Source organism: Kribbella qitaiheensis (assembly GCF_014217565.1).
Lineage (GTDB): Bacteria > Actinomycetota > Actinomycetes > Propionibacteriales > Kribbellaceae > Kribbella > Kribbella qitaiheensis_A.
The window spans coordinates 6,839,100-6,861,627 of record NZ_CP043661.1 but is presented as its reverse complement, the minus strand read 5'-3'; the positions used below and the strand labels follow the sequence as shown (position 1 = coordinate 6,861,627).

Annotated in this window: 19 protein-coding genes and 2 pseudogenes; 8 read left to right on the top strand and 13 right to left on the bottom strand. The window is 67.6% G+C overall.

Annotated features, from left to right (window positions below; all coding sequences use genetic code 11):
• Positions 1-194: 194 nt before the first annotated feature.
• Both F1D05_RS32630 and F1D05_RS41375 read left to right on the top strand, forming a co-directional pair.
• Positions 195-806 (top strand): sensor histidine kinase, encoded by a 612-nt coding sequence (locus F1D05_RS32630; RefSeq protein ID WP_185444187.1) that lies wholly within the window; start codon positions 195-197, stop codon positions 804-806.
• A gap of 50 nt (positions 807-856) precedes the next feature.
• Positions 857-1,027: pseudogene (locus F1D05_RS41375) on the top strand (LuxR C-terminal-related transcriptional regulator); the annotation flags it as partial.
• Positions 1,028-1,114: 87 nt separating this feature from the next.
• Here the strand turns inward: F1D05_RS41375 and F1D05_RS32620 are convergent.
• The 4 genes and pseudogenes from F1D05_RS32620 to F1D05_RS32605 all read right to left on the bottom strand — a co-directional run bounded on the left by F1D05_RS32620 (position 1,115) and on the right by F1D05_RS32605 (position 6,750).
• Positions 1,115-1,996 carry a sigma-70 family RNA polymerase sigma factor gene (locus tag F1D05_RS32620; protein WP_185444186.1) on the bottom strand — a complete coding sequence of 294 codons (882 nt, stop codon included), beginning with the start codon at positions 1,994-1,996 and terminating at the stop codon, positions 1,115-1,117.
• Positions 1,997-2,115: 119 nt separating this feature from the next.
• Positions 2,116-4,024 (bottom strand): annotated as a pseudogene (gene dnaG / locus F1D05_RS43280) (DNA primase).
• A gap of 92 nt (positions 4,025-4,116) precedes the next feature.
• Positions 4,117-5,355, bottom strand: a complete 1,239-nt coding sequence (locus tag F1D05_RS32610) for an NAD(P)/FAD-dependent oxidoreductase (protein WP_185444185.1) — start codon at positions 5,353-5,355, stop codon at positions 4,117-4,119.
• 162 nt (positions 5,356-5,517) lie between these two features.
• Complete coding sequence (locus F1D05_RS32605) at positions 5,518-6,750, bottom strand: deoxyguanosinetriphosphate triphosphohydrolase (protein ID WP_185444184.1); 1,233 nt, start codon at positions 6,748-6,750, stop codon at positions 5,518-5,520.
• 158 nt (positions 6,751-6,908) lie between these two features.
• Between F1D05_RS32605 and F1D05_RS32600 the strand changes: the two genes are divergently transcribed.
• Complete coding sequence (locus tag F1D05_RS32600; protein WP_185444183.1) at positions 6,909-9,386, top strand: DUF6185 family protein; 2,478 nt, start codon at positions 6,909-6,911, stop codon at positions 9,384-9,386.
• Here F1D05_RS32600 and F1D05_RS32595 read toward each other — a convergent pair.
• Complete coding sequence (locus F1D05_RS32595; protein ID WP_281388998.1) at positions 9,375-9,980, bottom strand: dihydrofolate reductase family protein; 606 nt, start codon at positions 9,978-9,980, stop codon at positions 9,375-9,377. The two genes, F1D05_RS32600 and F1D05_RS32595, sit on opposite strands and share 12 nt — an antisense overlap.
• Positions 9,981-10,094: 114 nt before the next feature.
• Between F1D05_RS32595 and F1D05_RS32590 the strand changes: the two genes are divergently transcribed.
• Together F1D05_RS32590 and F1D05_RS32585 are read left to right on the top strand one after the other, a co-directional pair.
• On the top strand, positions 10,095-10,706 hold the full coding sequence (locus tag F1D05_RS32590) for a winged helix-turn-helix domain-containing protein (protein ID WP_185444181.1): 612 nt from the start codon (positions 10,095-10,097) through the stop codon (positions 10,704-10,706).
• A complete protein-coding gene (locus F1D05_RS32585) occupies positions 10,703-11,992 on the top strand; it encodes an MFS transporter (protein WP_185444180.1) in 1,290 nt (429 codons plus the stop codon). The genes F1D05_RS32590 and F1D05_RS32585 overlap by 4 nt, the downstream gene beginning before the upstream one ends.
• Here F1D05_RS32585 and F1D05_RS32580 read toward each other — a convergent pair.
• A complete protein-coding gene (locus tag F1D05_RS32580; protein ID WP_185444179.1) occupies positions 11,929-12,600 on the bottom strand; it encodes a TetR/AcrR family transcriptional regulator in 672 nt (223 codons plus the stop codon). The genes F1D05_RS32585 and F1D05_RS32580 overlap by 64 nt on opposite strands.
• A 120-nt stretch (positions 12,601-12,720) precedes the next feature.
• On the opposite strand from F1D05_RS32580, the gene F1D05_RS32575 reads away from it, so the two are divergent.
• The gene (locus F1D05_RS32575) at positions 12,721-13,347 is read left to right on the top strand and encodes a TIGR03086 family metal-binding protein (RefSeq protein WP_185444178.1); all 627 of its coding nucleotides are present in this window, start codon (positions 12,721-12,723) and stop codon (positions 13,345-13,347) included.
• Positions 13,344-14,216: an alpha/beta hydrolase family protein gene (locus F1D05_RS32570; RefSeq protein WP_185444177.1), complete on the top strand. Its 873-nt coding sequence runs from the start codon at positions 13,344-13,346 to the stop codon at positions 14,214-14,216. The genes F1D05_RS32575 and F1D05_RS32570 overlap by 4 nt, the downstream gene beginning before the upstream one ends.
• On the opposite strand, the gene F1D05_RS32565 is transcribed toward F1D05_RS32570, so the two are convergent.
• The 3 genes from F1D05_RS32565 to F1D05_RS41365 all read right to left on the bottom strand — a co-directional run bounded on the left by F1D05_RS32565 (position 14,181) and on the right by F1D05_RS41365 (position 16,476).
• The gene (locus F1D05_RS32565; protein ID WP_185444176.1) at positions 14,181-15,707 is read right to left on the bottom strand and encodes a helix-turn-helix domain-containing protein; all 1,527 of its coding nucleotides are present in this window, start codon (positions 15,705-15,707) and stop codon (positions 14,181-14,183) included. The genes F1D05_RS32570 and F1D05_RS32565 overlap by 36 nt on opposite strands.
• Before the next feature lie 206 nt (positions 15,708-15,913).
• A complete protein-coding gene (locus F1D05_RS41370) occupies positions 15,914-16,180 on the bottom strand; it encodes a hypothetical protein (RefSeq protein WP_246486156.1) in 267 nt (88 codons plus the stop codon).
• Between the two features lie 59 nt (positions 16,181-16,239).
• On the bottom strand, positions 16,240-16,476 hold the full coding sequence (locus tag F1D05_RS41365; RefSeq protein WP_246486155.1) for a hypothetical protein: 237 nt from the start codon (positions 16,474-16,476) through the stop codon (positions 16,240-16,242).
• Positions 16,477-16,529: 53 nt separating this feature from the next.
• Between F1D05_RS41365 and F1D05_RS41360 the strand changes: the two genes are divergently transcribed.
• A complete protein-coding gene (locus F1D05_RS41360) occupies positions 16,530-17,093 on the top strand; it encodes a hypothetical protein (protein ID WP_246486154.1) in 564 nt (187 codons plus the stop codon).
• A gap of 4 nt (positions 17,094-17,097) precedes the next feature.
• On the opposite strand, the gene F1D05_RS32555 is transcribed toward F1D05_RS41360, so the two are convergent.
• From F1D05_RS32555 to ppdK, 4 genes are all read right to left on the bottom strand, one after another.
• Complete coding sequence (locus F1D05_RS32555; RefSeq protein WP_185444175.1) at positions 17,098-18,243, bottom strand: Fic family protein; 1,146 nt, start codon at positions 18,241-18,243, stop codon at positions 17,098-17,100.
• A gap of 51 nt (positions 18,244-18,294) precedes the next feature.
• Positions 18,295-18,570: a YciI family protein gene (locus tag F1D05_RS32550; RefSeq protein ID WP_185444174.1), complete on the bottom strand. Its 276-nt coding sequence runs from the start codon at positions 18,568-18,570 to the stop codon at positions 18,295-18,297.
• Between the two features lie 151 nt (positions 18,571-18,721).
• Positions 18,722-19,513: a class I SAM-dependent methyltransferase gene (locus F1D05_RS32545; protein ID WP_185444173.1), complete on the bottom strand. Its 792-nt coding sequence runs from the start codon at positions 19,511-19,513 to the stop codon at positions 18,722-18,724.
• A gap of 157 nt (positions 19,514-19,670) precedes the next feature.
• Positions 19,671-22,337 (bottom strand): pyruvate, phosphate dikinase, encoded by a 2,667-nt coding sequence (gene ppdK, locus F1D05_RS32540; protein WP_185444172.1) that lies wholly within the window; start codon positions 22,335-22,337, stop codon positions 19,671-19,673.
• Between the last annotated feature and the right edge of the window lie 191 nt (positions 22,338-22,528).

Genomic DNA, 22,528 nt, shown 5'->3' with positions numbered 1-22,528 from the left:
TGGGGGTTGTAGCCGTAGTAGGAGTCCTCGGAGGTGCCGTCGGTCTTGAACTTGACCTGCGAGAGGCGGGATCCCCACGGGGAGTACTGGTACGACGCCGTGAGCTGGCCGGCCACTTCTTCGGAGAGACCTCGCCTGACAGACCGAGGTAGGAGATCGACAACCTTGGTCTGCGGGCAGAACTCGCCCGGCAGGTGGAGCAGATCACCGAGTCGCGGGCGCGGCTGGCCGGCGCGCATCTGGAGGAGCACCGCAGGATGGAGCGCGACCTCCACGACGGAGCCCAGCAGCGGCTCCTCGCGATCGCCCTCCAACTCCGGTCCGCCCGCGTCAACGGCGGCGACACCGTGCTGCGTGCCGAGGTCGACCAGGCGATCACAGATCTCGCCCTGACCGTGCAGGAGCTCCGCGACCTCGCGAGCGGTCTGCAACCAGCTGCCCTGGCCGGAGGTGGACTCCGGGCCGCAACCGACGAGTTGGCCAGCCGGATCCCGGTACGAATGAAGCTCGACGTGGTCGACCGACGGTTCCCGGCATCGGTCGAGAGCGCCGCCTGGTTCGTCATCGCCGAGGCAGTCTCGAACGTTGTCAAGCACGCCTGCGTCGACGAGGTGGCGATCCGGGTCTCGGCAGGCCCGTCCGAGGTGCACGTCGCCGTACTCGACGCAGGCGTAGGCGGAGTCGATCCGCAGGGACGCGGACTCCAGGGCCTTGCCGACCGGATCGCCGCCCTCGGTGGCGCGCTCTCGGCCGGTGACCAGCCTGGTGGCGGGACCCGGGTCGAGGCGGTGCTCCCGTGCGCGTAGTCATCGCGGCCGGCGGGACCGCGCTGGACCCCGAGATCGTCCGGCATCTGATGCGCGCGGATTCGGCCACTGATCCCCTTGCGGCGTTGACCGAACGGGAGCGCGACGTACTCGCACTGACGGCCGAGGGCCGCTCCAACTCCGCGATCGCGACCCGGCTGACGGTCAGCCTCAAGACGGTCGAAAGCCACATCGCGAACATCTTCAGCAAGCTCGGCCTGCACGGCGCCCAGGACGACCACCGCCGGGTCCTCGCCGTCCTGGCCGCCCTCCAGGGCAGCCGTAGCCCATCAAGCCGGCATCGCTCATCAGGCGGCATAGTCGCGGAGGGCTGTTCGGCAGCGGCGGCGGAGGGCTCGGAGGGCTTCGCGTTCGAGGGTCTGGATCTGCTCGGGGGTGAGGCCGAGGTGGTCGGCGGTTTCTTCGAGGGTCGTCGGTGGGCGGCCGGTGAGGCCGTAGCGGAGGCGGAGGATCGCTCGGCCGATGTCGTCGAGGAAGTCGAGTTGGTGGTTGAGATCGCGCCGGAGCGCGGCCTGCAGGACGAGCGTCTCGTCGTCGAGCTCCTGGTCCGACTCTTCGACATCGAGGGACTCGGGCCGGATCTTCCAGGCCTTCGCGCGCTCCACCCGGGCCATCGTCAGGCAGGCACCCGCCGCCACTTCGGGATCGGTCGGCTCCCGGCCCAGCCGCTGGGTCAGGTCGCGATGGACGGCCGCCACCCGGGTCGCGTCGGTGTAGGCCTGCGCCGGCATCCGGATCAGCCGGGACCGGTCCGAGACCGCGCGGCCGATCGCCTGCCGGATCCACCAGATCGCGTACGTCGAGAAGCGGTGGCCGCGTTGGTGGTCGAAGCGCTCGACCGCGCGCATCAGGCCGAGGTTCCCCTCCTGGATCAGGTCCAGCAGCGAGACGCCCTTACCGGCGTACCGCTTGGCGAGGGAGACGACCAGGCGGAGGTTACCCTCGATCATCCGGCGCCTCGCCTGCTTGCCCAGCTCGGCCACCACCAGCAGGTCCGCCCGGTCGGCCGGCGCCGCGACGGCGATCCGGTCGGCCGCGATCAGCCCGGCCTCGATCCAGTACGAAAGATCTTTGACCTCCTCCAGGGTGAGTAGTTCGTGCTGCCCGATGTCACGCAGGTACGCGACGAGCGCGCTGACATCGGCGGGTTCGCAATCGAGTTCGGCCATCGGTGATCCCCTCTCTCAGAAGGGATAGTGCCGCGAAATCAGCCGTCGAAGAGGGCGGATTCCGAACCGGTGGATAAACCACCGTAAGTGACCGCGAGGTAACCGCTAGTTGTGGATAACTAGAGTGCCCCGGAGATCGCCTGGGCCCGGAGGTCGGTCCGGTAGCGCTCCAAGGCGATCAGTTCGCCGAACATCCGGTTGTAGTCGTCGGCCCGGTCGATCGGGTTGGTCCGCTGCAACTTGGACTTGAGATCCGCGATCCGGCGCAGGCAGGTCAACTCCTGCAACCGCGCGAGGTGAGCCCGCGCGTAGGACTCGTCCGGCTCGCGATCGAGGCGGATCGGGTCGACCGCGAGAGCGCTGACGACAGCCGCCGCCGGATCGTTGCCCATCGCCTCGCGGACCGCGACCACCCATGCCTCCCCCGGCGCCGCCATCACCGGACCACCGACCTTGGCCATCCCGGTCCGGACCGCGGCCAGCCACGGGTGCGTGAAGTCCTGATCGTCCAGCTCGTCGAAAGCCGCACCGACCAGCGCGGGGTGCTGCATCGCGATCTTCAGCAGGTCCCACTCCATCACGAACCGCTGATCCCGCGGCGACGGCAGATCCACCCGAGGAGGCGGCGGCGCCGCACTCGTCACGGTCACCGGACCACGATCAGCAGGCCCAGCGGTAGGAGCCGGAGCAGGTCGCGACGCGGCGCGATGCACCTCGGACCGCACCTGGTCAACCTCCATCCCCAGATGCCCGGCGAGCTCCCGGGTGAACGCGTCCACCTTCGACCGGTCCCGGATGCTCACCACCAGCCGCGCTGCGTCCCGCAGCGCATCGACCCGCGTATCCATCCGGTCCAGGTCGTATTTCGACAGCACGTTCGACAGCACGAACCGGTACAGCGGCACCCGTCGCCCGATCAGCTCCCGGACTGCGGCGTCGCCCTTCTGCAGCCGCAGATCGCACGGGTCGAGCCCGTCCGGTTCCACGGCCACATACGTCTGCGAAGCAAAAGCCTGGTCCCCGCTGAACGCCTTCAACGCAGCCCGCTGCCCGGCCTCGTCACCGTCGAAGGTGAAGATCACCTCGCCGCGGAACTGGTCGTGGTCCAGCAGCAGCTGCCGGAGCACCCGCGCGTGGTCGTCGCCGAACGACGTCCCGCAGGTCGCGACGGCAGTCTGCACGCCGGACAGGTGACAGGCCATCACGTCGGTGTACCCCTCGACGACCACGGCCCTGCTTGCCTTTGGCGATCTCGCGGCGAGCCAGATCAACGCCGTACAGGACCCTCGACTTCTTGTAGATCGGGGTCTCGGCGGTGTTCAGGTACTTCGCCTCGATCTTGTCGTCGTCGAAGATCCGCCGGGCGCCGAACCCGATCACGTCCGCGCTCGCATCCCGGATCGGCCACATCAGCCGGCCGCGGAACCGGTCGTACAGCCCGCGCTGACCGTCCGAGCACAGCCCCGACGCGACCAGCTCGGCGTTGGTGAACCCGCGGCCGCGCAGATGCGCCACCAGCGATTCACCGCCGCGCGGCGAGAACCCGACCCCGAACTGGGTCGCCGCGTCACGGTCGAAGCCGCGCTTGTCCAGGAATTGGCGCCCCTGCATCGCCTCGGGGGCGCCGAAGAGCTGCTCCGCGTAGTACTCCGCGGCGACCTTGTGCGCCTCGACGAGCCGCGGGCGCTGGTTCGACTGGGACCGCTGGATCGGCGCGCCCGACTCGTCGTACCGCAGCTGGATGCCGACCTTGGCGGCCAGCGTCTCGACCGCCTCGTGGAAGGTGATCTGATCGATCTTCTGGATGAAGTCGATCACGTCGCCGCCCTCTTGGCAGCCGAAGCAGTAGAAGAAGCCGCGGGCCGGGGTGACGTTGAACGACGGCGACTTCTCGTCGTGGAACGGGCAGAGCCCCTTCAGCGAACCACCGCCGGCGTTCTTCAAGGTGACGTACGAGCCGACCACTTCGTCGATCCGAGCACGCTCGCGCACCAGCGCGATGTCCTCTTCCTTGATCCGGCCTGCCACGCGGTGAGTCTACGGTCCAGCCGAAGCGAGTGAGACCTCGGTGGCCGACAGGCGGCGCCGGGCCGCGTCCGCAGCCCGGCGAAACCAGCTGATCAGACTTCTGCGAGGTCCACGGAGTCGTCCGCGAGGCGGTCGGGATCCACCGTCCGGCCGGAGCGGATCAGGTCCTGTACTCCGTCGATCGCACCCCACGTGTTGACGTGCATGCCCGCGAGTACGTGGTTGTCGTCGGCCAGCCAGAACGCCAGGTAGGCCCCCGACGCCGGGTCGCCACGGAGGACGACGTGGTTCGACGTACCGCGCGGCACGTCGCCCGCGTACTCCATGCCGAGGTCGTACTGGTCGGTGAAGAAGTACGGGATCGCGTCGTGCGAGGCGTCCTGCCCGAGGATCGCCTTCGCGGCTGTCTTGCCGCTGTCCTTCGCATTCGACCAGTGCTCGACGCGCACCGAGTGGCCGAGCAGCGGGTGGTCCCAGCGGACCACGTCGCCGGCGGCGAACACGTCGGCTGCGGAGGTCTGCAGGTTCGGCCCGGTGACGATGCCGGAGCCATCCTCGCGCGACGCCACCTTGATGCCGGCGGCCTCGGCCAGTTCGGTGTTCGGCTGGACGCCGACTCCGACGACCACCAGGTCCGCCGGGATGACGTCGCCGGTCGACGTACGGACGCCGGTGACCTTGTCGGTCCCCTCGAACCCGTCGACACCGGTGCCGAAGCGCAGGTCCACGCCGTGCTGCCGGTGCAGGTCGGCGTAGATCGCACCGACCGTCTCACCCATCACCTGGGCCAGCGCGGTGGACTGCGGCTCGACCACGGTCACCTCGCTGCCCCGCTCACGTGCGGCTGATGCCGCTTCCAGCCCGATCCAGCCGGCTCCGACGACCACCACGCGCGGCTTCGAGGCGTACGCGTCGGTCAGTGCCTGGGACTCGGAGGCGGTCCGCAGGTAGTGGATGCCGGGCAGGTCGCCGCCGGATACGTCGAGCTTGCGGACGCGGCTGCCGGTGGCGATCAGGAGCTTGTCGTACGAGAGCTGTTCGTCGCCCGCGGTCACGGTCTTCGCGGCCGTGTCGATCGCGGTCACGGTGGTCCCGAGGCGCAGCTCGATGTTGTTGTCGTCGTACCACTGCTGGTCGTGGAGCTGGGCGGACTCTGTCTCCTTCTTGCCGAGCAGCACGTCCTTCGACAGCGGTGGTCGCTCGTAGGGCAGTTCGCTCTCGCTGCCGATCAGGACGATCCCGCCAGTCCAGCCCTCGGTCCGCAGCGCCTCGGCCGCTGACGCTCCCGCGAGGCTCGCTCCGACAATCACAACCCGCTCTTCAGTGCTCATGCACAAGACATTAAGCCTTCAAGCTTCTACGAGCAGGGCGACACCTGCTTCGGGGAAGGAAGGCGTGGGGGTTCGCAAGCTTCTACGAGCAGTCCGACACCTGCTTCAGGGAAGGAAGGCGTGGTGGTTCGCAAGCTTCTTGGAGCAGGGCGACACCTGGCGCTAGCTGGTCAGTCGCTCGTGCCAGGCGGCGGCGGAGGGGTCGGTCAGGGAGGCTACCTGGTCGATGATGACGCGGAGGCGGGCGTTGTCGTCGGGAGCCTCGGCGAAGTCGGCTGCGAAGGCGGCATCCAGGTGCTGTGGTGCTGTCTTGGAGAGCGCTTCGACCAGCTCGGTGAGGAGCTCGCGCTGGACGGCGCGGCGGTGCTGGCGTTCGGGCGACTCGAGCACGTGGAACATTCCGATGCCCTTGAGCAGCGCGATCTCGGTCCGGATCCCGTCCGGGACCACCAGGTCGGCGTCGTACCGGACCAGCCGCGACCGGCCGAACCGCGCATGGGTCGCCTGCTCCGCCGCGGTACAGAACCGGCCGATCAGCTGGCTGGTCAGATCCTTCAGCCCACCAAGAGCACGCCGGCTGTCGTCGAACTGGGCACTCGGCCAGTACGGCAGCGAGGTCAACCGTCGCCAGCCCTCGTCCAGCTGCGCATCCGTTGCCTCAGGCAAATAGGTCCGCCGGACCGTCTCCCAGTACGGCGCGCGCTCGGCGGTCACCTGGCCGAGGTCGATGTGGTGCGCCACGATGCCGTCCTCGACGTCGTGCACCGAATACGCCACGTCGTCGGCGAAGTCCATCACCTGCGCCTCCAGGCAGCGCCGGTCCCCCACCTCGACGCCTTGCCGCAACCACTCGAACACCTCGGCGTCGTCGTCGTACACACCGAACTTCCGCTCCCCCTCGCGGCGCAGCCACGGATACTTCGTCGAGGCGTCCAGCGTCGCCCGGGTCAGGTTGAGCCCGACGCTGCGGCCGTCCGAATCGAACGTCTTGGACTCCAGCCGGGTCAGCAATCGCAAGGTCTGCGCGTTCCCCTCGAACCCGCCGATCCCCTCGGCCAACTGGTCCAGCGCCCGCTCACCGTTGTGCCCGTACGGCGGGTGGCCGAGGTCGTGGGCCAGACAAGCCGCGTCGACGATGTCCGGATCGCAGCCGAGCGTGCTCGCCAGTTCGCGGCCGATCTGGGCGACCTCGAGACTATGGGTCAGCCGGTTCCGGACGAAGTCGTCACTTCCGGCCGTCGCCACTTGCGTCTTCGCCGCGAGCCGTCGCAACGCGGCGCCGTGAAGCACCCGAGCGCGATCGCGGGCGAACGCAGTACGGCCCGGCCGTTTGACCGGCTCCGCGACCCAGCGCTCCGCGTCATACTCGTCGTAACCCTCGTGCTGCTTCCTCATCACGACTCACAGTAGCTCCCACCACCGACACTTTCCGGCCCCCTGACAAGGCGCAACCGTCACTGGCCGTAACACCGGGCCGCGTCCACCGATACAGCACGTAAGGGGAAACGCAGCGCTACTCGGGGGGACCGAATGGCCAGTCAGTTCACGCGCGGATGAAGGTCGGACGCATCGTCGCGGCCGCCATGCTGGCCGGCATCGTCATCGGTCTTGCGGTCGGATGGGTCGACGAGAAGCAGTACAGCGAAGGCCTTCACCAGTTGGTGTCCGATTGCCCGCCGTCAGGCAAGGTGGACAAGCTCACCGCACAGCTGACGGTGGGCCAAGGGCTAGGACAGCAGGTGGAGGTCCGTGCCTCCGCTTCGGCCGCGTTGTCAGAGGCAGGAACGCAATGGCACCGCACCAATCCTGATTCCGTGCCGCTGTGCGTGTTCACCAATGGCTCGACCGCGGAATACCCCGACTACCCGCAGTTCACGACGCTCGGACCACCTCAGCTCGCGGTCGGGCAATACCGCCAGGATGCCGACGCGGGGAAGCTTCAGGTGTCCTATGCCGATACCCGGATCCAGTTGGGCGCCTGGCCCGCTCAGCCGTCGCCGGACGTCTACCGCCGCATCGCGCCGGCAATCGTCGCCTTCCGGGAGGCGGGAGTACTCCATCTCGACATCGCCTTGTGCCGTTCGGCAATCGGCAGGCTGGCCTGCAAGCCGACCCCGACTTCGATCGAGGTGGTGATCGCCGATGCCGCTCAGCAGGACGGGTCCACCGTGACAGCCGTGCCGCGGCCGACCTCCGTGCAACCCGACGCGGACAAGAGGCAGACGAGCTATCAGTGGCAGCTCGACAATCCGGCCACGACCAGCATCACGGTCGAGATTCCGTTGCCCTTTGCCATGAGAACCACCTTCCAGGCGCCGCGGACAGATGACCTGGGCGACATCTCACTGGGCTCCGTGCGCTTCCGGGTCAACTGGCCGACCCTCCTGGCCGGATCCTCGGCCTTGTTCGCGCTGCTCGTCACGGTCCTCGTACTGCGACGGTTCGGCCAGGCGATGAACGGGATCCGGCTGACGCTGGCCTTCGCGGCGCTGCTGATCGGCCTGGCCACAGACGTCGTCTCACCGTGGGCCGCGAACGGCGCCCTGACCGCCATCAGCTGGACGGCCGTGACGATCCTCGCCGCCGACAGATGGCGCGCTCTCCTCATCGGCACGTCGATCATGGGCCTGGCGACGGCCGGTGCGGGAGTAGTCGCGAACTCGACCGGCATCTACCCGGAGATCGTCGCGTCCGGCCTGCTGCTGTCGGCGACGGCCGGCGTGATCGCCTTCGGGACCAGGCTCCAGCCGATCACCCACCTACTGCCGACCGGCTCGGTCGCCGGGCTGCCGAGCTGGTTCGGCCGTCGCATTCCGTCGATCCGCGCGACCTTGATCAAGGGCGCACTGTTCGCGTTGATCCTCGGCAGCGCGTTGAGCGTCGGCGACATCAGCGGACGTCAGCTTCATCAACTCGTCAGGCAGTTGCGGGCCGCCGACGCCGATTCCGCCGCGGCCTCCGCCCGCGCGAGGGTCATCGCCGACATCGTGGCCGACGTGTCGAGCAACAACATCGGCTGGGTGGTCCTGTCAGCGGGCGTCCTGCTGGTCCTCGGTCTGTACGCGACACGGCTGGCTGTCGCCTCGTCGTACCCGTCGACCATCACCGGCGCCCAGGCACTGGCCTTGACCCTTTTGATCGCGATCGTGGCGCCGCCTCCCACGCTGCTGTGGACCGGAGTCAGCCTCCCGGTCTGGTTGCTGAGCTGGCTGACCTTGGCAGCTCTGGTCCGCGGACCAGAGCTGGAGCCGATCGCCGCGGATCCGCCGTCACCTCGCGACCGTCTGGTCCGGGCCCTGGCCGCGGAGCGTTCGCGAACCGCCTTGCTTGCCGTCGATACGAAAGTGAGCAAAGGTGACGCGAGTCTGTCCGCCTGGGAAGCGGCAGCGGCCGAACACCATCAGTTCTATCCCGACGACGTCGCGAAACAGTTGTTCGCGCGGGGCCCAACGGGGAGCTGGCTCAGGAACGCGAGGACTGCGGCGTGGATCGGAGCCTTGCTGTCCACGATCCCGGTCGGCTTCTACGTCTGGAACGCACTCCAGACGTTGCCGTCCCGCCTGCCCTACAACGGCGTGCTCTATCTGATCGTCGACATCCTCGGTGAGTTCGGCCGCTGGATCGGTCTCGCGTTCGCGTTCGGCGCGATCTACCGCCGGCTCCCGACCAGGACGGGCGCGGGCAAGGGTGCAGCGATCGGCCTCGCCTGGTCGGTCGGGGCGGCGCTTGCCGACCTCACGGCTCGCTGGCTCGGCATCCCGTCGAACGGTCCCTGGCTTTACGTCGCCCTGCAGACCTTCGTCTTCTTGATCGCGCTCGGGCTCGCGTACGACCTGATGACAATGACGGCGGCCGGCGGATCCTGGCGGCGGCTGATCGACCTGTACCGGATCCAGACCGTCCGGCAACGCGTCGCGTACGCCGGTCCGCTGGTGCTTGCCCTCATCGGTCTGATCGACCAGGTCCGGAGCGGCGCTCCCAGCGAACTCGCCGAGCAGGTACTCGCCGGCCTCGGGGCTTTACTCAACTAGGCCGGAGATGCAGTAGCGGAGCCAGAGGACGCCCCCCTCGAACTCCTCGGCGTTGGCGAGGGAAAGGCGGTAGTGCTCGGCCGGATCCCAACGCTGCCCGTTGCCGACGACCACCGGATGCATCAGCAGCGCGAGCTCGTCGATCAGGTCGAGCTCGAGTAGTGCTGTCAGTAGGCGGCCGGTGCTGTCGACGCGGACGACCTTCGCGTCGTACTGCGAACCGAGGAGGTCCAAAGCCTCGGTGAGATCGACGCGGTCGTAGCCGGTGACGAGCTCTGGGGTCACGCTGTCGAGGGGGCGCGCGGGGGTCTGGTCGGCGTACAAGGCGAGTACGTCGGACCAGTGACCGAGGCCGCGCAATGACTCCCACTCGCGGACGCGGGCCCTGCTGTCAACGACCGCGAGCAATGGCCCGGCCGCTCGTACGGCGCGTTGTTGGGTGGCTCGCAGACTGTGCTCCTCCGCCAGGATCGTGTCGGCACCGATCAGCGTCACGTCCTCCTGCCACAGCGTCGCCAACGCGTAGAACCGTGCCTGATCGACGGCGAAACCACTCGTCACGCCGTCCACCGACACAGCCACCTGAGCCACCACATGTGGCCTCACCGCCACAACCACCTCATGCCGAGAACGCTAGAGAAGCCCACCGACAGAAATATTTACCAAGAACCCTTTGCAGAGATTTCTCTGCAAGTTACCTTAGAGCCCATGGAGCAACCGAGGCGCATCGACGCCCGCAGCCTGCGTGGACTGGCGCATCCGTTGCGGATGACGATCCTGGAGGTCCTGCAGCTCGACGGGCCGGCGACTTCCACCACGCTTTCGTCCCGGCTGGGTGAGAGCACCGGCACGATCAGTTGGCACCTGCGGCTGCTCGCCGAGCACGGATACATCGAGGAGGACGTCGAGCGCGGGACCAAACGGGAGCGCTGGTGGCGGGCCGTGCCCAGGCAGACGATCCTGAACCAGGCCGACTTCGTCGATGATCCGGAGACGAAGGGCTCACTGCAGCTCTACCTGCGCCAACTCGTCCAGCTGTACTTCGATCGCGTGCAGAACTTCGTCGACGAGGACTGGGATGGCGAATGGCAGCACGCGTCCGAGATCTCCGACTGGCGGGATCTCCGGCTGACCAAGACCCAGCTCCGCGCCCTGAACGCCGAACTCGGCGAGGTCATCAACCGTCATAAGGCGGCAGCCGACACCCGAGCGGCCGATGCTCAACGAGCCGACGGGCAACCTGCCGACACCGAGACGCCTGCCGACGCGCTGCCCGTCGTCGTACAGATCCAGTCGTTCCCGAGGCGCCCGACCGGATGAACAGCCTGCTGCTACGGCATCGGGACTTCCGGCTGCTCTGGATCGGCGAGACGACGAGCAAGTTCGGCAGCTCCGTCACCACCGTGGTGCTGCCGCTCATCGCCGTGACGACCTTGCAGGCCAGCACTCTCGCGATCGGTCTCCTCGGCGCGACGGTCTGGCTGCCCTGGTTATTGATCGGCCTTCCGGCCGGCGCGTGGGTCGATCGACTCCCCCACCGCCCGATCATGCTCATCTCAGCAGCACTCTCAGCGGTCTTGCTCGCCGTCGTACCAGCCGCCGCCGCGGCCGGTCTGCTGTCACTGCAACTGCTGTTCATGATCGCATTCCTGACGGGCATCGCGGCGGTCTTCTTCCAAACGGCCTACACCGCCTACCTGCCGAACCTGGTGACGGCATCCGATCGCGCCGAAGGGAACGCGAAACTGCAGGGCAGCGCGTCGGCCGCGCAGATCGCCGGCCTCGGCTGCGGCGGCCTCGCCGTACAACTCTTCGGTGCGGTCAACGGCCTGGTGATCGACGCCCTGACCTTCGTCGCCTCCTTCGCCTGCATCGCGGCGATCCACTACCGCGAGACCCGGCAGCCCGCGCCGCCGGAGCAGTCGCTCGTCCGTGATGTTGCCCAGGGCATCCAATTGGTCGGCGCCGATGTCTGGCTCCGGACGCTCATCGTCTTCGGCGCCACCTCGAACCTCGCCCTGATGGGCTACCAGTCGATCATCGTGGTGTTTCTGATCCGCGAGGTCGGTGTCGGCGCGAGCACGGTCGGCGGTCTGATCGCCGGCGCGAGCGCGGGTGGCGTCCTGGGAGCGTTTGCCGCCCGTCGGGTCGCCGACCGGATCGGCACCGCGCGCGCCACCTTGTTTTTCGAACTGGTGCTGCCGGCCGCGGCGCTGCTGATCCCGCTCACCACCCGCGGGTACGGCGTACTGCTGTATCTGACCGGCGGCTTCTGCGTCGGCGCCGGCGTGGTCGCGGGCAACGTGATCAAGTCGACCTTCCAGCAGGAGTACTGCGCGCCTGAGTTCCGCGGCCGCCTCGCCGCGACCGGGTCCTTCGTCAACCTCGGCACGATCCCGCTGGGGTCCGCCCTCGGCGGCGTGCTCGGTACTGCGTTCGATCTCCGGACCGCCCTGTGGATCAGTACCGTGGGGGTCCCGCTGGCCGGCCTGATCCTGATCTTCTCCCCCATCAGGCGAGTCCGGGATCTACCGCTCGACGGTCAGGCCCAGGGCTGCGGGGTGCCTGGGGTGGCGGAGAGTTCGAGGCGGGTGCGGACGGACTGACGGGCCTTGCCGAAGACGGTGGTGACGTCGTCGCGGAGCAGGGACGCCAGGTTCGCCGATTCCAGGTAGGCGTTCAGCTCGAACGCCAGTTGGGCCGGGTCCGCAGTCAATTGACCCCAGTCACGAGCCTCCAGGACGCACTGCTCGATCAGGCCGATCCACTCGTGGTCCACCGAGACTAGAGAGTCGTGGACCGGGCCGGAGCGCGCACCGAATTCGTGCGTGACCCTGGCGAAGAAGCAGCCGCCCGGGAAGACCCGCTGCTCGGAGTAGTCCAGCCAGCATTCGCAGAGTCGCCAGAGTCGACCGAGGCCCGGCTCGACGGCCAAGGCCGGCGCGACGACGGCATCGTGGTAGATCCGGCGGGCCGCGCGGATCGTTGCCAGCTGCAACTCTTCCTTCGAGCCGAAGTGTGCGAACAGACCACTCTTGCTGATCTCCAGCTCACCGGCGAGCCGGCCGATGGACAGCCCCTCGAGGCCGTCGACGGAGGCGATGTCGACCGCGCGTCGTAGTACCGCCCGGCGGGTCTGGTCGCCACGGACCAGTCGCCCATCGGTCCGCGTCCCGGTCGCCGTGTCGGTCGCGGGGTCGGTCTCCAGTTCCATCGCCACCTCCTCTGCCGGCTCTGGCCGCCAGCCTACTGGGATCTCACTTGACCGGAACCACTTCATAAACTAATAATACGATCGTTCGTATAGTTTGGATACCGGCGAGACGGAGCTGCCATGGCATCACTGCTGAGTGACCTCGATCTGCGTGCGGAGGATCGGGCAGCGACCGACCTCTGCCGGAGCGCCGTCGAGCTGGTGCGGCCGAACCAGCTGGACCTTCCGACCCCATGTGCGAAGTGGAATCTGGGCGAACTCATCGCCCACCTGGTGGCCGAGAACCGCGGCTTCGCCACCATCGCCGTGGCGGCGAGCCGAAGCGCGCAGAAAGGCGACGCCGTGCGGTTCGGGTTGGGGATGTGGCGACCTGGGCCGCCGGATGAGATCACGTTGGCGCGGTTCGGGGCGACGAGCGAGGCCGTCGGGGCGGCGTACGCGGATGACGCGGTGCTGGATCTGCCGGTGGAGGTTCGCGAGTTCGGGACCTTCCCGGGCCGGGTCGCGGTGGCGATGCACTTCGTCGACTACCTGGTGCACGGGTGGGACGTGGCGCGGTCGATCGGCCGGCCGAACCCGATCCCGGAGGACCTCGCGGAGATCGCGCTCCGGCTCGGCACCCTGATCCCGGCCGAACGGCCCGACGACGGCGTGTTCGCGCCCGTTGTACCGACCGATCCTGATGCGCCGGCGAGCGAGCGGCTGCTCGGCCTCGTCGGCCGCGACCCGAAATGGAGTGGCGCATGATCCTCACGACGATGCGAGCGGTACTGCGGGTGGCCGAGGCGATCTCGCCCAAGCTGGCCGGGCGGCTGACCTTCGCACTGTGGCGGCGGCCGTTGAGGCGCGGCAAGGTCCGCGAGACCGAGCGCGCGATCCACGCCGCCGCGACGATCGAGGTCGTCGACGGCGTCGTCACCTACACATGGGGCGACGGCGTCCGGCCGGTCCTCCTCGTGCACGGCTGGCGCTCGCGCGCTTCCCGCTTCACCGCGTACGTCGAACGGCTGCTCGAACTCGGCTACAGCCCGGTCTCGTACGACGCGCCCGCCCACGGCGACTCGGCTGGCGGCCGGGTCGCGAGTTCGATCCTCGACCACCAGCGGATCGTCCAGGCAATCGCCGCCAAGCACGGCCCCTTCGAAGGCGTCATCGCGCACTCCCTCGGCGTCCCGTTCGCCCTGTACGCCGTACGCGAGGGCGTCGTGGCCAAGCGACTCGTGACCGTTAGCGGCGTCGCCGATTTCGGCTACCTCACCGACGGATTCTGCCGCGAACTAGGACTCGGCCCGGCGACCAATCAGGAGCTGCGCAAGGCGATCGAGCGCCACTACTTCCCGGGCATCGCCGACGTCTGGACGAGATTCTCGGTGGGATCGGACGACCTCGACCTGCTGGTGATCCACAACGACGAGGACGACGTGGTGGATCCCGCACAGGCGGAGCTGCTACTGACGCAGTACGGACCGAAAGCGCGCTTCCTGCAGACGAAAGGCCTCGGTCACCGCCGGATCATGATCGATCCTGACGTGATCACCGAGGCCGTCGCCTTCATCGCGGAGGGCTCCGCTATTGCTGACTCAGATGTCGCGGAACGTCTCGATCTGGGCGCCTAACGAGTTGAGCCGGGTGGCCAGGTCTTCGTAGCCGCGGTTGATCACGTAGACGCTGCGCAGGACCGAGGTGCCCTTCGCGGCCATCATCGCGATCAGCGTGACGACAGCAGGCCGGAGCGCCGGCGGGCACATGATCTCGGCGCCGGACCAGTGCGTCGGGCCCTCGACCATCACCCGGTGCGGGTCGAGCAGCTTGACCCGGCCGCCGAGCTTGTTCAGGTCGGTCAGGTAGATCGCGCGGTTCTCGTAGACCCAGTCGTGGATCAGCGTCTGACCGGTCGCCGACGCCGCGATCACGGCGAAGAACGGCAGGTTGTCGATATTCAGGCCCGGGAACGGCATCGGGTGGATCTTGTCGATCGGCGCGTGCAGCGTGGACGGCCGGGTGGTCAGGTCGACCAGCCGGGTCCGGCCGTTCTCGGCCAGGTACTCCTCGGAGCGGCTGTAGTCCAGGCCCATCTCCTCCAGCAGCGCCAGCTCGATCTCGAGGAACTCCACCGGCGCGCGGCGGATGGTGATCTCGGAGCTGGTCACGATCGCGGCGGTGAGCAGGCTCATCGCCTCGATCGGGTCCTCGGACGGCGCGTAGTCGACGTCGACGTCGATCTCCGGCTTGCCGTGCACGGTCAGCGTGGTGCTGCCGACGCCGTCGATCTTCACGCCGAGCAGGTCGAGGTAGAAGCAGAGGTCCTGGACCATGTAGTTCGAGCTCGCGTTGCGGATCACCGTGACGCCGTCGTGCCGGGCGGCGGCCATGATCGCGTTCTCGGTCACGGTGTCGCCGCGCTCGGTCAGCACGATCGGCTTGGCCGGCGAGATCGCCCGGTTGACCAGCGCGTGGTACTCACCGGCGGTCGCCTTGATCTCCAGACCGAACGGCCGCAGTGCCGACATGTGCGGCTCGACCGTCCGGGTGCCGAGGTCGCAGCCGCCGGCGTACGGGAGCTGGAAGGTGTCCTCGCGATGCATCAGCGGGCCGAGGAACATGATGATACTGCGGGTACGCCGGGCCGCTTCGGCATCCATCCCGGACAGGTTGAGGTGCTCCGGCGGGACGATCTCCAGATCGCCGGCGTCGTTCAGCCAGGTGGTCTTGACGCCGATCGAGTTCAGTACTTCGAGCAGCCGGTTGACCTCTTCGATCCGGGCCACCTTGCGCAGTGTGGTGCGGCCCTTGTTCAGCAGACTGGCGCAAAGCAGCGCGACGCCGGCGTTCTTGGAAGACTTCACATCGATGGAACCGGACAATTCACGGCCACCGACGACACGGAGGTGGACCGGACCGCCACCGAGAGAGACAATCTCTGAATCGAGCGCTTCGCCGATCCGGGCGAGCATCTCGAGAGTGAGGTTCTGATGACCCTTTTCGATCCGGTTCACCGCACTTTGACTCGTGCCGAGAACGTCGGCGAGCTGAGTCTGGGTCCAACCGCGGTGTTTCCGGGCGTCCCGGATGAGATTGCCGATCCGGGCGAGGTAGTCGTCAGTCATGCGCCGGACCTTATCTCACATGTGAGATACCGCTGCGCCGACCCACCGCTCACAGCGTAGCCAAAGTCACGACCCACCGAGGCGCCGCCCCAGTCGGCTCTCGCGACCTTTACAGTTAGCGCCACCCCGCCGCCGCCACCGGAGAGGACCAGTAGATGCCCGACGACGTCAACACCGCCGCAGGTGTGACCGAGTTCGAGGCGGAGTCATGGCCGCTGGAGGCAGCCGCGGAGGGCCTGCACCAGGTCATCGACGGCTTCCAGAACGGCGACACCAGGCCGCTGGTGATCGGCGACGGCGACCAGCCGGTGCTGGTCGTGCTGGCGATCGCGGACCTCGCCGACTTCCGTGGCCGGATCGCCGAACTGCTCGGCAACCCCGTTGACGCGGGCTGGCTGCGCTACTACCTGCGCTCCACCTTCGACATGAGCTCCGAGACGCTGGTCGAGCAACTCGGCGTCGACACCGACCACGGACTGTCCTCACTGGCGAGTCAGGTCAACGTGGAGCAGGCCGCCGTTCTGCTGCCCGATCATCTGCGCCGGACAGAGGCGGGCGGGAACCCGCTGATGCTGATCGGCGACGGGCCGATGGCGACCGCGGCGCTGATCGCCTTCCCGGCCTTCTCGGTGCTGCTCGCGATGGAGAGCGAAGGCAAGGGCGACGACGACTCCTGCGCGCACGACGAGGAGGAGAAGCCGACCACGCCGCTGGAGGTGCTGGCCGAGCGGCTCGGACCGGTCTCTACCCAGATCGTCGCGCGGATCAACGCCGGCCCGCGAGCCAGGCCTGCCGCGGTACGACCTGCACTTCGAGGACGACTTGGTCGAGCACCTGCGCGACCTGGAGCAGCGCTCGCAGGCGGCTCCCGGTGGCGGCGCGTACGACGAGCTGGTCGACCTGCTGCACTCGTTCGACCGGATGCGCAGTGGCGGCATGGGCGACGAGGAGAGCAACGAGGTCGAGCCGTCCGAGGCGCCGTACGTCGAGCTCGCGGATCTGGCCGCCGCGCTCCCCGAAGTACGGGACAACTTCCGGGACGGTGCGGACGACCCGTACCTGATCGGCATCGACGGGCACCCGCTGGCCGGGCTGATCTCGTACGACCTGTACGAGGCGCTGCAGCAGGTGTCAGTAGATCTGAACGGCACCGACGAGGCGCCGGTCCTGCCACTCCCCCGCCCGCTCTCCGAGGACGGGCCCGACGTGGTCCCCTTCGAGGCCGCACTCGAACTCTGCGACGCGGTCTGCGAAGACATCAGCCACGGCGAAGGCTCCATGCTCTTCGTAGCCGACGACGCCGGCGAGCCGGAACTCGTCCTGGCCCCCCTCTCCTGGCTCTGGGCCTACGTGGACCACCTGAACCTGGAACCCACCGAAGCCTGACCGACTATCCGAGCATCCCGGCGTACGGATCGACGAGCGCCATCGGCGTAGTCGCCATCCCCAACGCCGACTCGGGGAAGCGGGAACCTGGGGTGTAGTAGCGAGCGCGGGTACGCCCGACGGGCTGTAGTAGCTGGGCTGTGACGAGGTCACGGAGATCGCGTTGAGCCTGCTGCATATTGAGGCCTTCGGCTTGTTCGTAGCGGGAGCGCCGGACACGGCCCGCCATCGCCACGTCGTGCAAGGCAGTCACAACCCGCTCGTCCAGTCCGGCACTCCGGGCATGGTCGGCGAGCGCCTCCCAGACCCGTCCGGACCGGTCAAGGCGGCCTTGGACTGCCTGAGCCTGCTGGTGGTACGCCGTGAGGTTGAAGCGCATCCAACTGGAGACGTCCTGGTCGGGGAGGTATTCGCTGCCACGACTGTTCAGCTCGCGGTAGTAGTCCCAGGTGTTGCCCGGGCGACCCAGCCAGCTCTCGATCGAAGAGAATTCAGGCGCGAGAACGCCTTCCCTGGCGATCATGAGTGTTTGCAGTGAGCGGGACATCCGCCCGTTGCCGTCGGCCCAGGGATGGATCGACACCAGGTGCAGATGGGCCATCGCGGCTCGCACCAGGGGGTGGGCGTCGTCCCCGGCATTGAGCCAATCGATGAGTTCCTGCATCAGCCCGGGTACCTGTTCGGCATCGGGTGCGGTGTACGCGGCGATGCTGGGATCGCGGGCATCCGTGACATAGACCGGGCCCCGACGCCATTGGCCCGCGGGCTTGCGGGGGCCGTGCCGGTGACCCTGCAGCATCCAATGCAGGGCATTGAGCAAACCCTTGCCGTAGCTGAAGTCGTCGGCCTCGTGGAGGGTTTGGATGTACGACATCATTCGCTGGTAGGCGAGGGTCTCCGCGCGGTTCTCCTCCGAGACGTCGACGTCGCGCTCGCCCTCCATCAGGTCCTGTACGTCGACCGTTGCCACCTTGAAACCCTCGATGGAGTTGGACGCCGCCACCGCATCCGCGGTGAGGAACTTCCGCAGGCCGTCGGTCCATTTCGAGGGGCTCTCGTGCACCTGATGCCGAAGTGCATCGCGCATGCGCTCGACGTCGTCGAGCACGCGATGATCGTCAGGAGTGAGCCCAGGAGTGGGGTACAGCATGCAGGTAATCATAGATTGACGTAATCATTACGTCAATCTATGGCTTTGCTGTTAGTCCGTGATCGGGTAGAGCATCGACCACTCGGTCAGGGTGACGATCTCGTAGACGTCTGCTGTCGTGTACGGGTCCTTGGCGAGGATGTCGCGCAGTTCGGCCTCGTCGGCGACGTTGTAGATGAGCAGGGCGCCGGTTTGGTCGGCGAACGGGCCGGCGGCGACGAGTTTGCCGGCTTCGTTCAGCGCGGCCAGGTAGTCGCGGTGCGCCGGGCGGACCTCCATCCGGCGTTCGGGATCGGTGAACTTCAGCTGGAGCGCGAAGGTAGCCATACCCCGACCTTATAAGACCGGCCGGAATCGCAATCCCACAAGGGGATTTGGTGCGGGAAGGGCGTCACGAGCCGCCACAGCGGCTGGTTCAGGTCAGACCCGAAAGTCGACGGTGATCGCCCTTCCCGCTCCGACATCTTGGACCAGCGGATCAACTGGATGCAAGAGGTTGGTTAAGGCAATTTGCTGCGCTTAGTTGGGTCAGGTAACTCTTCGTGACCGAACCCCCGGCCGCCTCGATGCGAGCCCCGATACAGTCGTACAGTCGGTCACGTGCCACCGTTGTCAAGGCTCGATGACCGGAATAAGAATTGAGCAGATCGAGGTATTCGGCCGTCGTGTAGGTCTGGTCCCAGACATAGCGGCGGAACTCCACCGGCCCGAAGCGCCCCGATGCGTCGATCTCCGACGAGTCCGCCGGCACCTCGTCCGGCGCCAGCAACTTCTCTTCCTTGTCCGTCCCCGGCATGAACTGCTGGTAGCACTCCTGGACCTCGCCGAAGAACGGGTCGCGACCGGCGACGTGATGCGTCGACACCACTGCGAGTACTCCGCCGGGTCGCAGCGCGTCTGCCGACTTGATCACCCGCGTCTCCGGGTCGAGCCAGTGGAAGGCGGTCGCCGAGATGACCAGGTCGAACTTCTCGGCCGGCAGCGGCCAGACGTCGAAGTCGGTCGTGATCACCTCGAGCCCCGGCAGGTTCGCCCGCGCGACTCCGCTCAGCTCCGGGCTCAGCTCGACCGCCTTCACCGACCAGCCGCGCTCCAGCATCGGCCGGGTCGCCTGACCGGTTCCGCAGCCGATCTCCAGCACCCGCGGCCGGTCGGTGTTCCCAAGCAACGCGGTCAGGTCGTCGTACAGACCGGGTGGGTAGGTCGGCCGCACCCGGTCGTACAGCTCCGCGTCTTCCCCGAACGTCTTCCGCAACTCCAGTCGGCCCATCCCGGCAGGCTAGTGCCCCGTGTCGGAAGTTCCGTTAGCGATAGCGGTGATCAGGTGCGTGCTCCGCTGCCGCGAGGTGCGTGCCTGGGCGCCGGTAGCGCAACGGAACTTCCGACACGGGGCACTAGTACCTGCCGGGCGAAGCGCATCCTGATTTTCAGCGCAGGGTGGCGCGGCCTGCTTCCAGGCGGGCGACCGGGATGCGGAACGGCGAGCAGGACACGTAGTCGAGGCCGACCTCGTGGAAGAAGTGGATGCTGTCGGGGTCTCCACCATGCTCGCCGCAGACACCCAGCTTCAGGTCGGGGCGGGTGGAGCGGCCACGTTCGGCCCCCATCCGGACCAGCGCGCCGACGCCCTCGCGGTCGATCGACTCGAACGGCGACACCGCGAAGACACCCTTCTCCAGATACCTGGAGAAGAACGAGCCCTCGACGTCGTCGCGGCTGAAGCCCCACGTCATCTGGGTCAGGTCATTGGTACCGAAGGAGAAGAACTCGGCCGCCTCGGCGATCTGGTCCGAGGTCAGCGCCGCCCGCGGCAGCTCGATCATCGTGCCGATCGGGGTGCTCCACTCGACGCCTTCGGCCTCGGCGATGTCGCGCAGTACGCCCTCCACCTCGTCGCGGGCGAGCTGCAACTCCTGGACCGCGCCGACGAGCGGGATCATGATCTCCGGGCGTGGGTCCTTGCCCTGCTTCTTGAGATCGGCCGCGGCGGCAGCGATCGCGCGCACCTGCATCGCGAACAGCCCGGGGATCACCAGTCCGAGCCGGACCCCGCGCAGACCGAGCATCGGGTTCTGCTCGTGCAGCCGCTCGACCGCCGCGAGCAACGTCGCGTCCCGCCCCGGGTCTTCACCACGCTCCTTCGCCAACGCGACCTTGACGGCCAGCTCCGTCAGCGGCGGCAGGAACTCGTGCAACGGCGGGTCGATCAGGCGGATCGTCACGGGCAGCCCGTCCATCGCGTCCAGCAGCTCGACGAAATCCCCACGCTGCAAGGGCTCCAGTACTGCGAGGGCCGCGTCGCGCTCGGTCGCGTCCTCGGCCAGGATCAGCCGCTCGACGGCTTCGCGCCGCTCCCCCAGGAACATGTGCTCGGTCCGGCAGAGACCGATGCCCTGAGCACCGAATCGGCGCGCCCGGGCCGCATCGTCACCGGTGTCCGCGTTGGTCCGTACGTCGAGTCGCCGTACGTCGTCGGCGTGGCTGATCAACCTGTGCACGGCGGCGACCAGCTCGTCGCCGGAGTCGGCCGCGAGCTTGCCCTCGAAGTACTCGACGACCGGTGACGGGACGACCGGGACCTCACCGAGGAAGACCTCGCCGGTGGTGCCGTCGATGGAGATCACCTCGCCGGCCTCGACCGTCTTGCCCTTGACCGTGATCTTGCCGGCGGAAACATTCACGTCGAGGTCCTCGGCCCCACAGACACACGTCTTTCCCATCCCTCGGGCAACGACCGCCGCGTGCGAGGTCTTGCCGCCGCGGCTGGTCAGGACACCCTGGGCGGCGATCATGCCGTGCAGGTCGTCCGGGTTCGTCTCACGCCGTACGAGGATGACCTTCTCGCCCTTGCCGGCTGCCTCGACCGCGGCCGCGGAGGTGAACACCACCTTGCCGGAGGCGGCACCCGGTGAGGCACCGATCGCCTTTGTCAGCAGCTCTTTTCCGGCTTCGGAGTCGAACCGGGGGAACATCAGCTGGGCGAGCTGGGCACCATTGACGCGGCGGAGCGCCTCGTCGATGTCGATCACGCCTTCGTCGACCAGGCTGGTGGCGATCCGGAACGCGGCGCCCGCGGTGCGCTTGCCGACGCGGGTCTGCAGCATCCAGAGCTTGCCGCGTTCGACGGTGAACTCGATGTCGCACAGGTCGCGGTAATGGCCCTCCAACTTGGCCATGATCGCCATCAGTTCGTCGTACGACGTCTTGTCGATCGTCTCGAGATCGGCCAGCGGGACCGTGTTGCGGATACCCGCCACGACGTCTTCGCCTTGCGCGTTCTGCAGGTAGTCGCCGTACACACCGGGCTGGCCGCTGGCCGGGTCGCGGGTGAACGCGACGCCGGTGCCGGAGTCCATCCCGAGGTTGCCGAACACCATCGAGCAGATGTTCACCCCCGTGCCGAGGTCGGTGGCGATCCGCTCCTGGCGGCGGTACAGGATGGCGCGCCCGGAGTTCCAGGAGCCGAAGACGGCCTCGATCGCGAGGTCCATCTGGGCGCGCGGCTCCTGCGGGAACTCACGGCCGGTGTGCTCGTGGACGGCGGCCTTGAAGTTCTCGACCAGTGCCTTCAGGTCGTTCGCGTCCAGGTCCAGGTCGTTCTTGGTGCCCTTCGCCTGCTTGGCCGCCTCGATCGCGTCCTCGAAGACGTCGCCTTCCATCCCGAGCACGGTCTTGCCGAACATCTGGATCAGCCGGCGGTAGGCGTCCCAGGCGAACCGGGGGTTGCCGGAGTGGTGCGCCAGGCCGTTCACGGAGTCGTCGTTGAGGCCGACGTTCAGGACCGTCTCCATCATGCCGGGCATCGACACGGCGGCGCCGGAACGGACCGAGACCAGCAGCGGGTCGTCGGCCTGGCCGAGCTTCTTGCCCATCTTCTGCTCGAGTTCCGCGACGTGGTGGTCGATCTCGTCGGCGAGCTCGGCCGGGACCGAACCGGTCTTCAGGAAGACCTTGCAGGCGTCGGCGGAGATGGTGAAACCGGGCGGCACGGGCAGTCCCAGGTTGGTCATCTCGGCGAGGTTGGCCCCCTTGCCACCGAGAAGTTCTTTCATGTCCTTGTTGCCTTCGGCGAAGTCGTAGACGAGTTTCGGCACGGTGACTCCCTGAGGTGTGGGCGGCGACTGTTCGCGGCAGGTCGCGGCGTGGTGACCGCTGGCCCGACGACTCCGATGGCGCTGGACGTCTTTTCAGAGTAAGGCAGAAAAACAGTCCAGTTGCACACTGGTCTCACATTGAGAAGGTGACTCTGCCCACATGAGCAGGGGCGGAAAACCCTTACCTCATT

Bases quoted from the DNA above. Each gene is read 5' to 3' on its own strand.
- F1D05_RS32620 (WP_185444186.1), bottom strand. From the start codon at position 1,996: ATGGCCGAACTCGATTGCGAACCCGCCGATGTCAGCGCGCTCGTCGCG.
- F1D05_RS32570 (WP_185444177.1), top strand. From the start codon at position 13,344: ATGATCCTCACGACGATGCGAGCGGTACTGCGGGTGGCCGAGGCGATC.
- F1D05_RS32590 (WP_185444181.1), top strand. From the start codon at position 10,095: ATGGAGCAACCGAGGCGCATCGACGCCCGCAGCCTGCGTGGACTGGCG.
- F1D05_RS32550 (WP_185444174.1), bottom strand. From the start codon at position 18,570: ATGGCTACCTTCGCGCTCCAGCTGAAGTTCACCGATCCCGAACGCCGG.
- F1D05_RS32545 (WP_185444173.1), bottom strand. From the start codon at position 19,513: ATGGGCCGACTGGAGTTGCGGAAGACGTTCGGGGAAGACGCGGAGCTG.
- F1D05_RS32580 (WP_185444179.1), bottom strand. From the start codon at position 12,600: ATGGAACTGGAGACCGACCCCGCGACCGACACGGCGACCGGGACGCGG.
- F1D05_RS32555 (WP_185444175.1), bottom strand. From the start codon at position 18,243: ATGCTGTACCCCACTCCTGGGCTCACTCCTGACGATCATCGCGTGCTC.
- F1D05_RS32575 (WP_185444178.1), top strand. From the start codon at position 12,721: ATGGCATCACTGCTGAGTGACCTCGATCTGCGTGCGGAGGATCGGGCA.
- F1D05_RS32605 (WP_185444184.1), bottom strand. From the start codon at position 6,750: ATGAGGAAGCAGCACGAGGGTTACGACGAGTATGACGCGGAGCGCTGG.
- F1D05_RS32600 (WP_185444183.1), top strand. From the start codon at position 6,909: ATGAAGGTCGGACGCATCGTCGCGGCCGCCATGCTGGCCGGCATCGTC.
- F1D05_RS32585 (WP_185444180.1), top strand. From the start codon at position 10,703: ATGAACAGCCTGCTGCTACGGCATCGGGACTTCCGGCTGCTCTGGATC.
- F1D05_RS32610 (WP_185444185.1), bottom strand. From the start codon at position 5,355: ATGAGCACTGAAGAGCGGGTTGTGATTGTCGGAGCGAGCCTCGCGGGA.
- F1D05_RS32565 (WP_185444176.1), bottom strand. From the start codon at position 15,707: ATGACTGACGACTACCTCGCCCGGATCGGCAATCTCATCCGGGACGCC.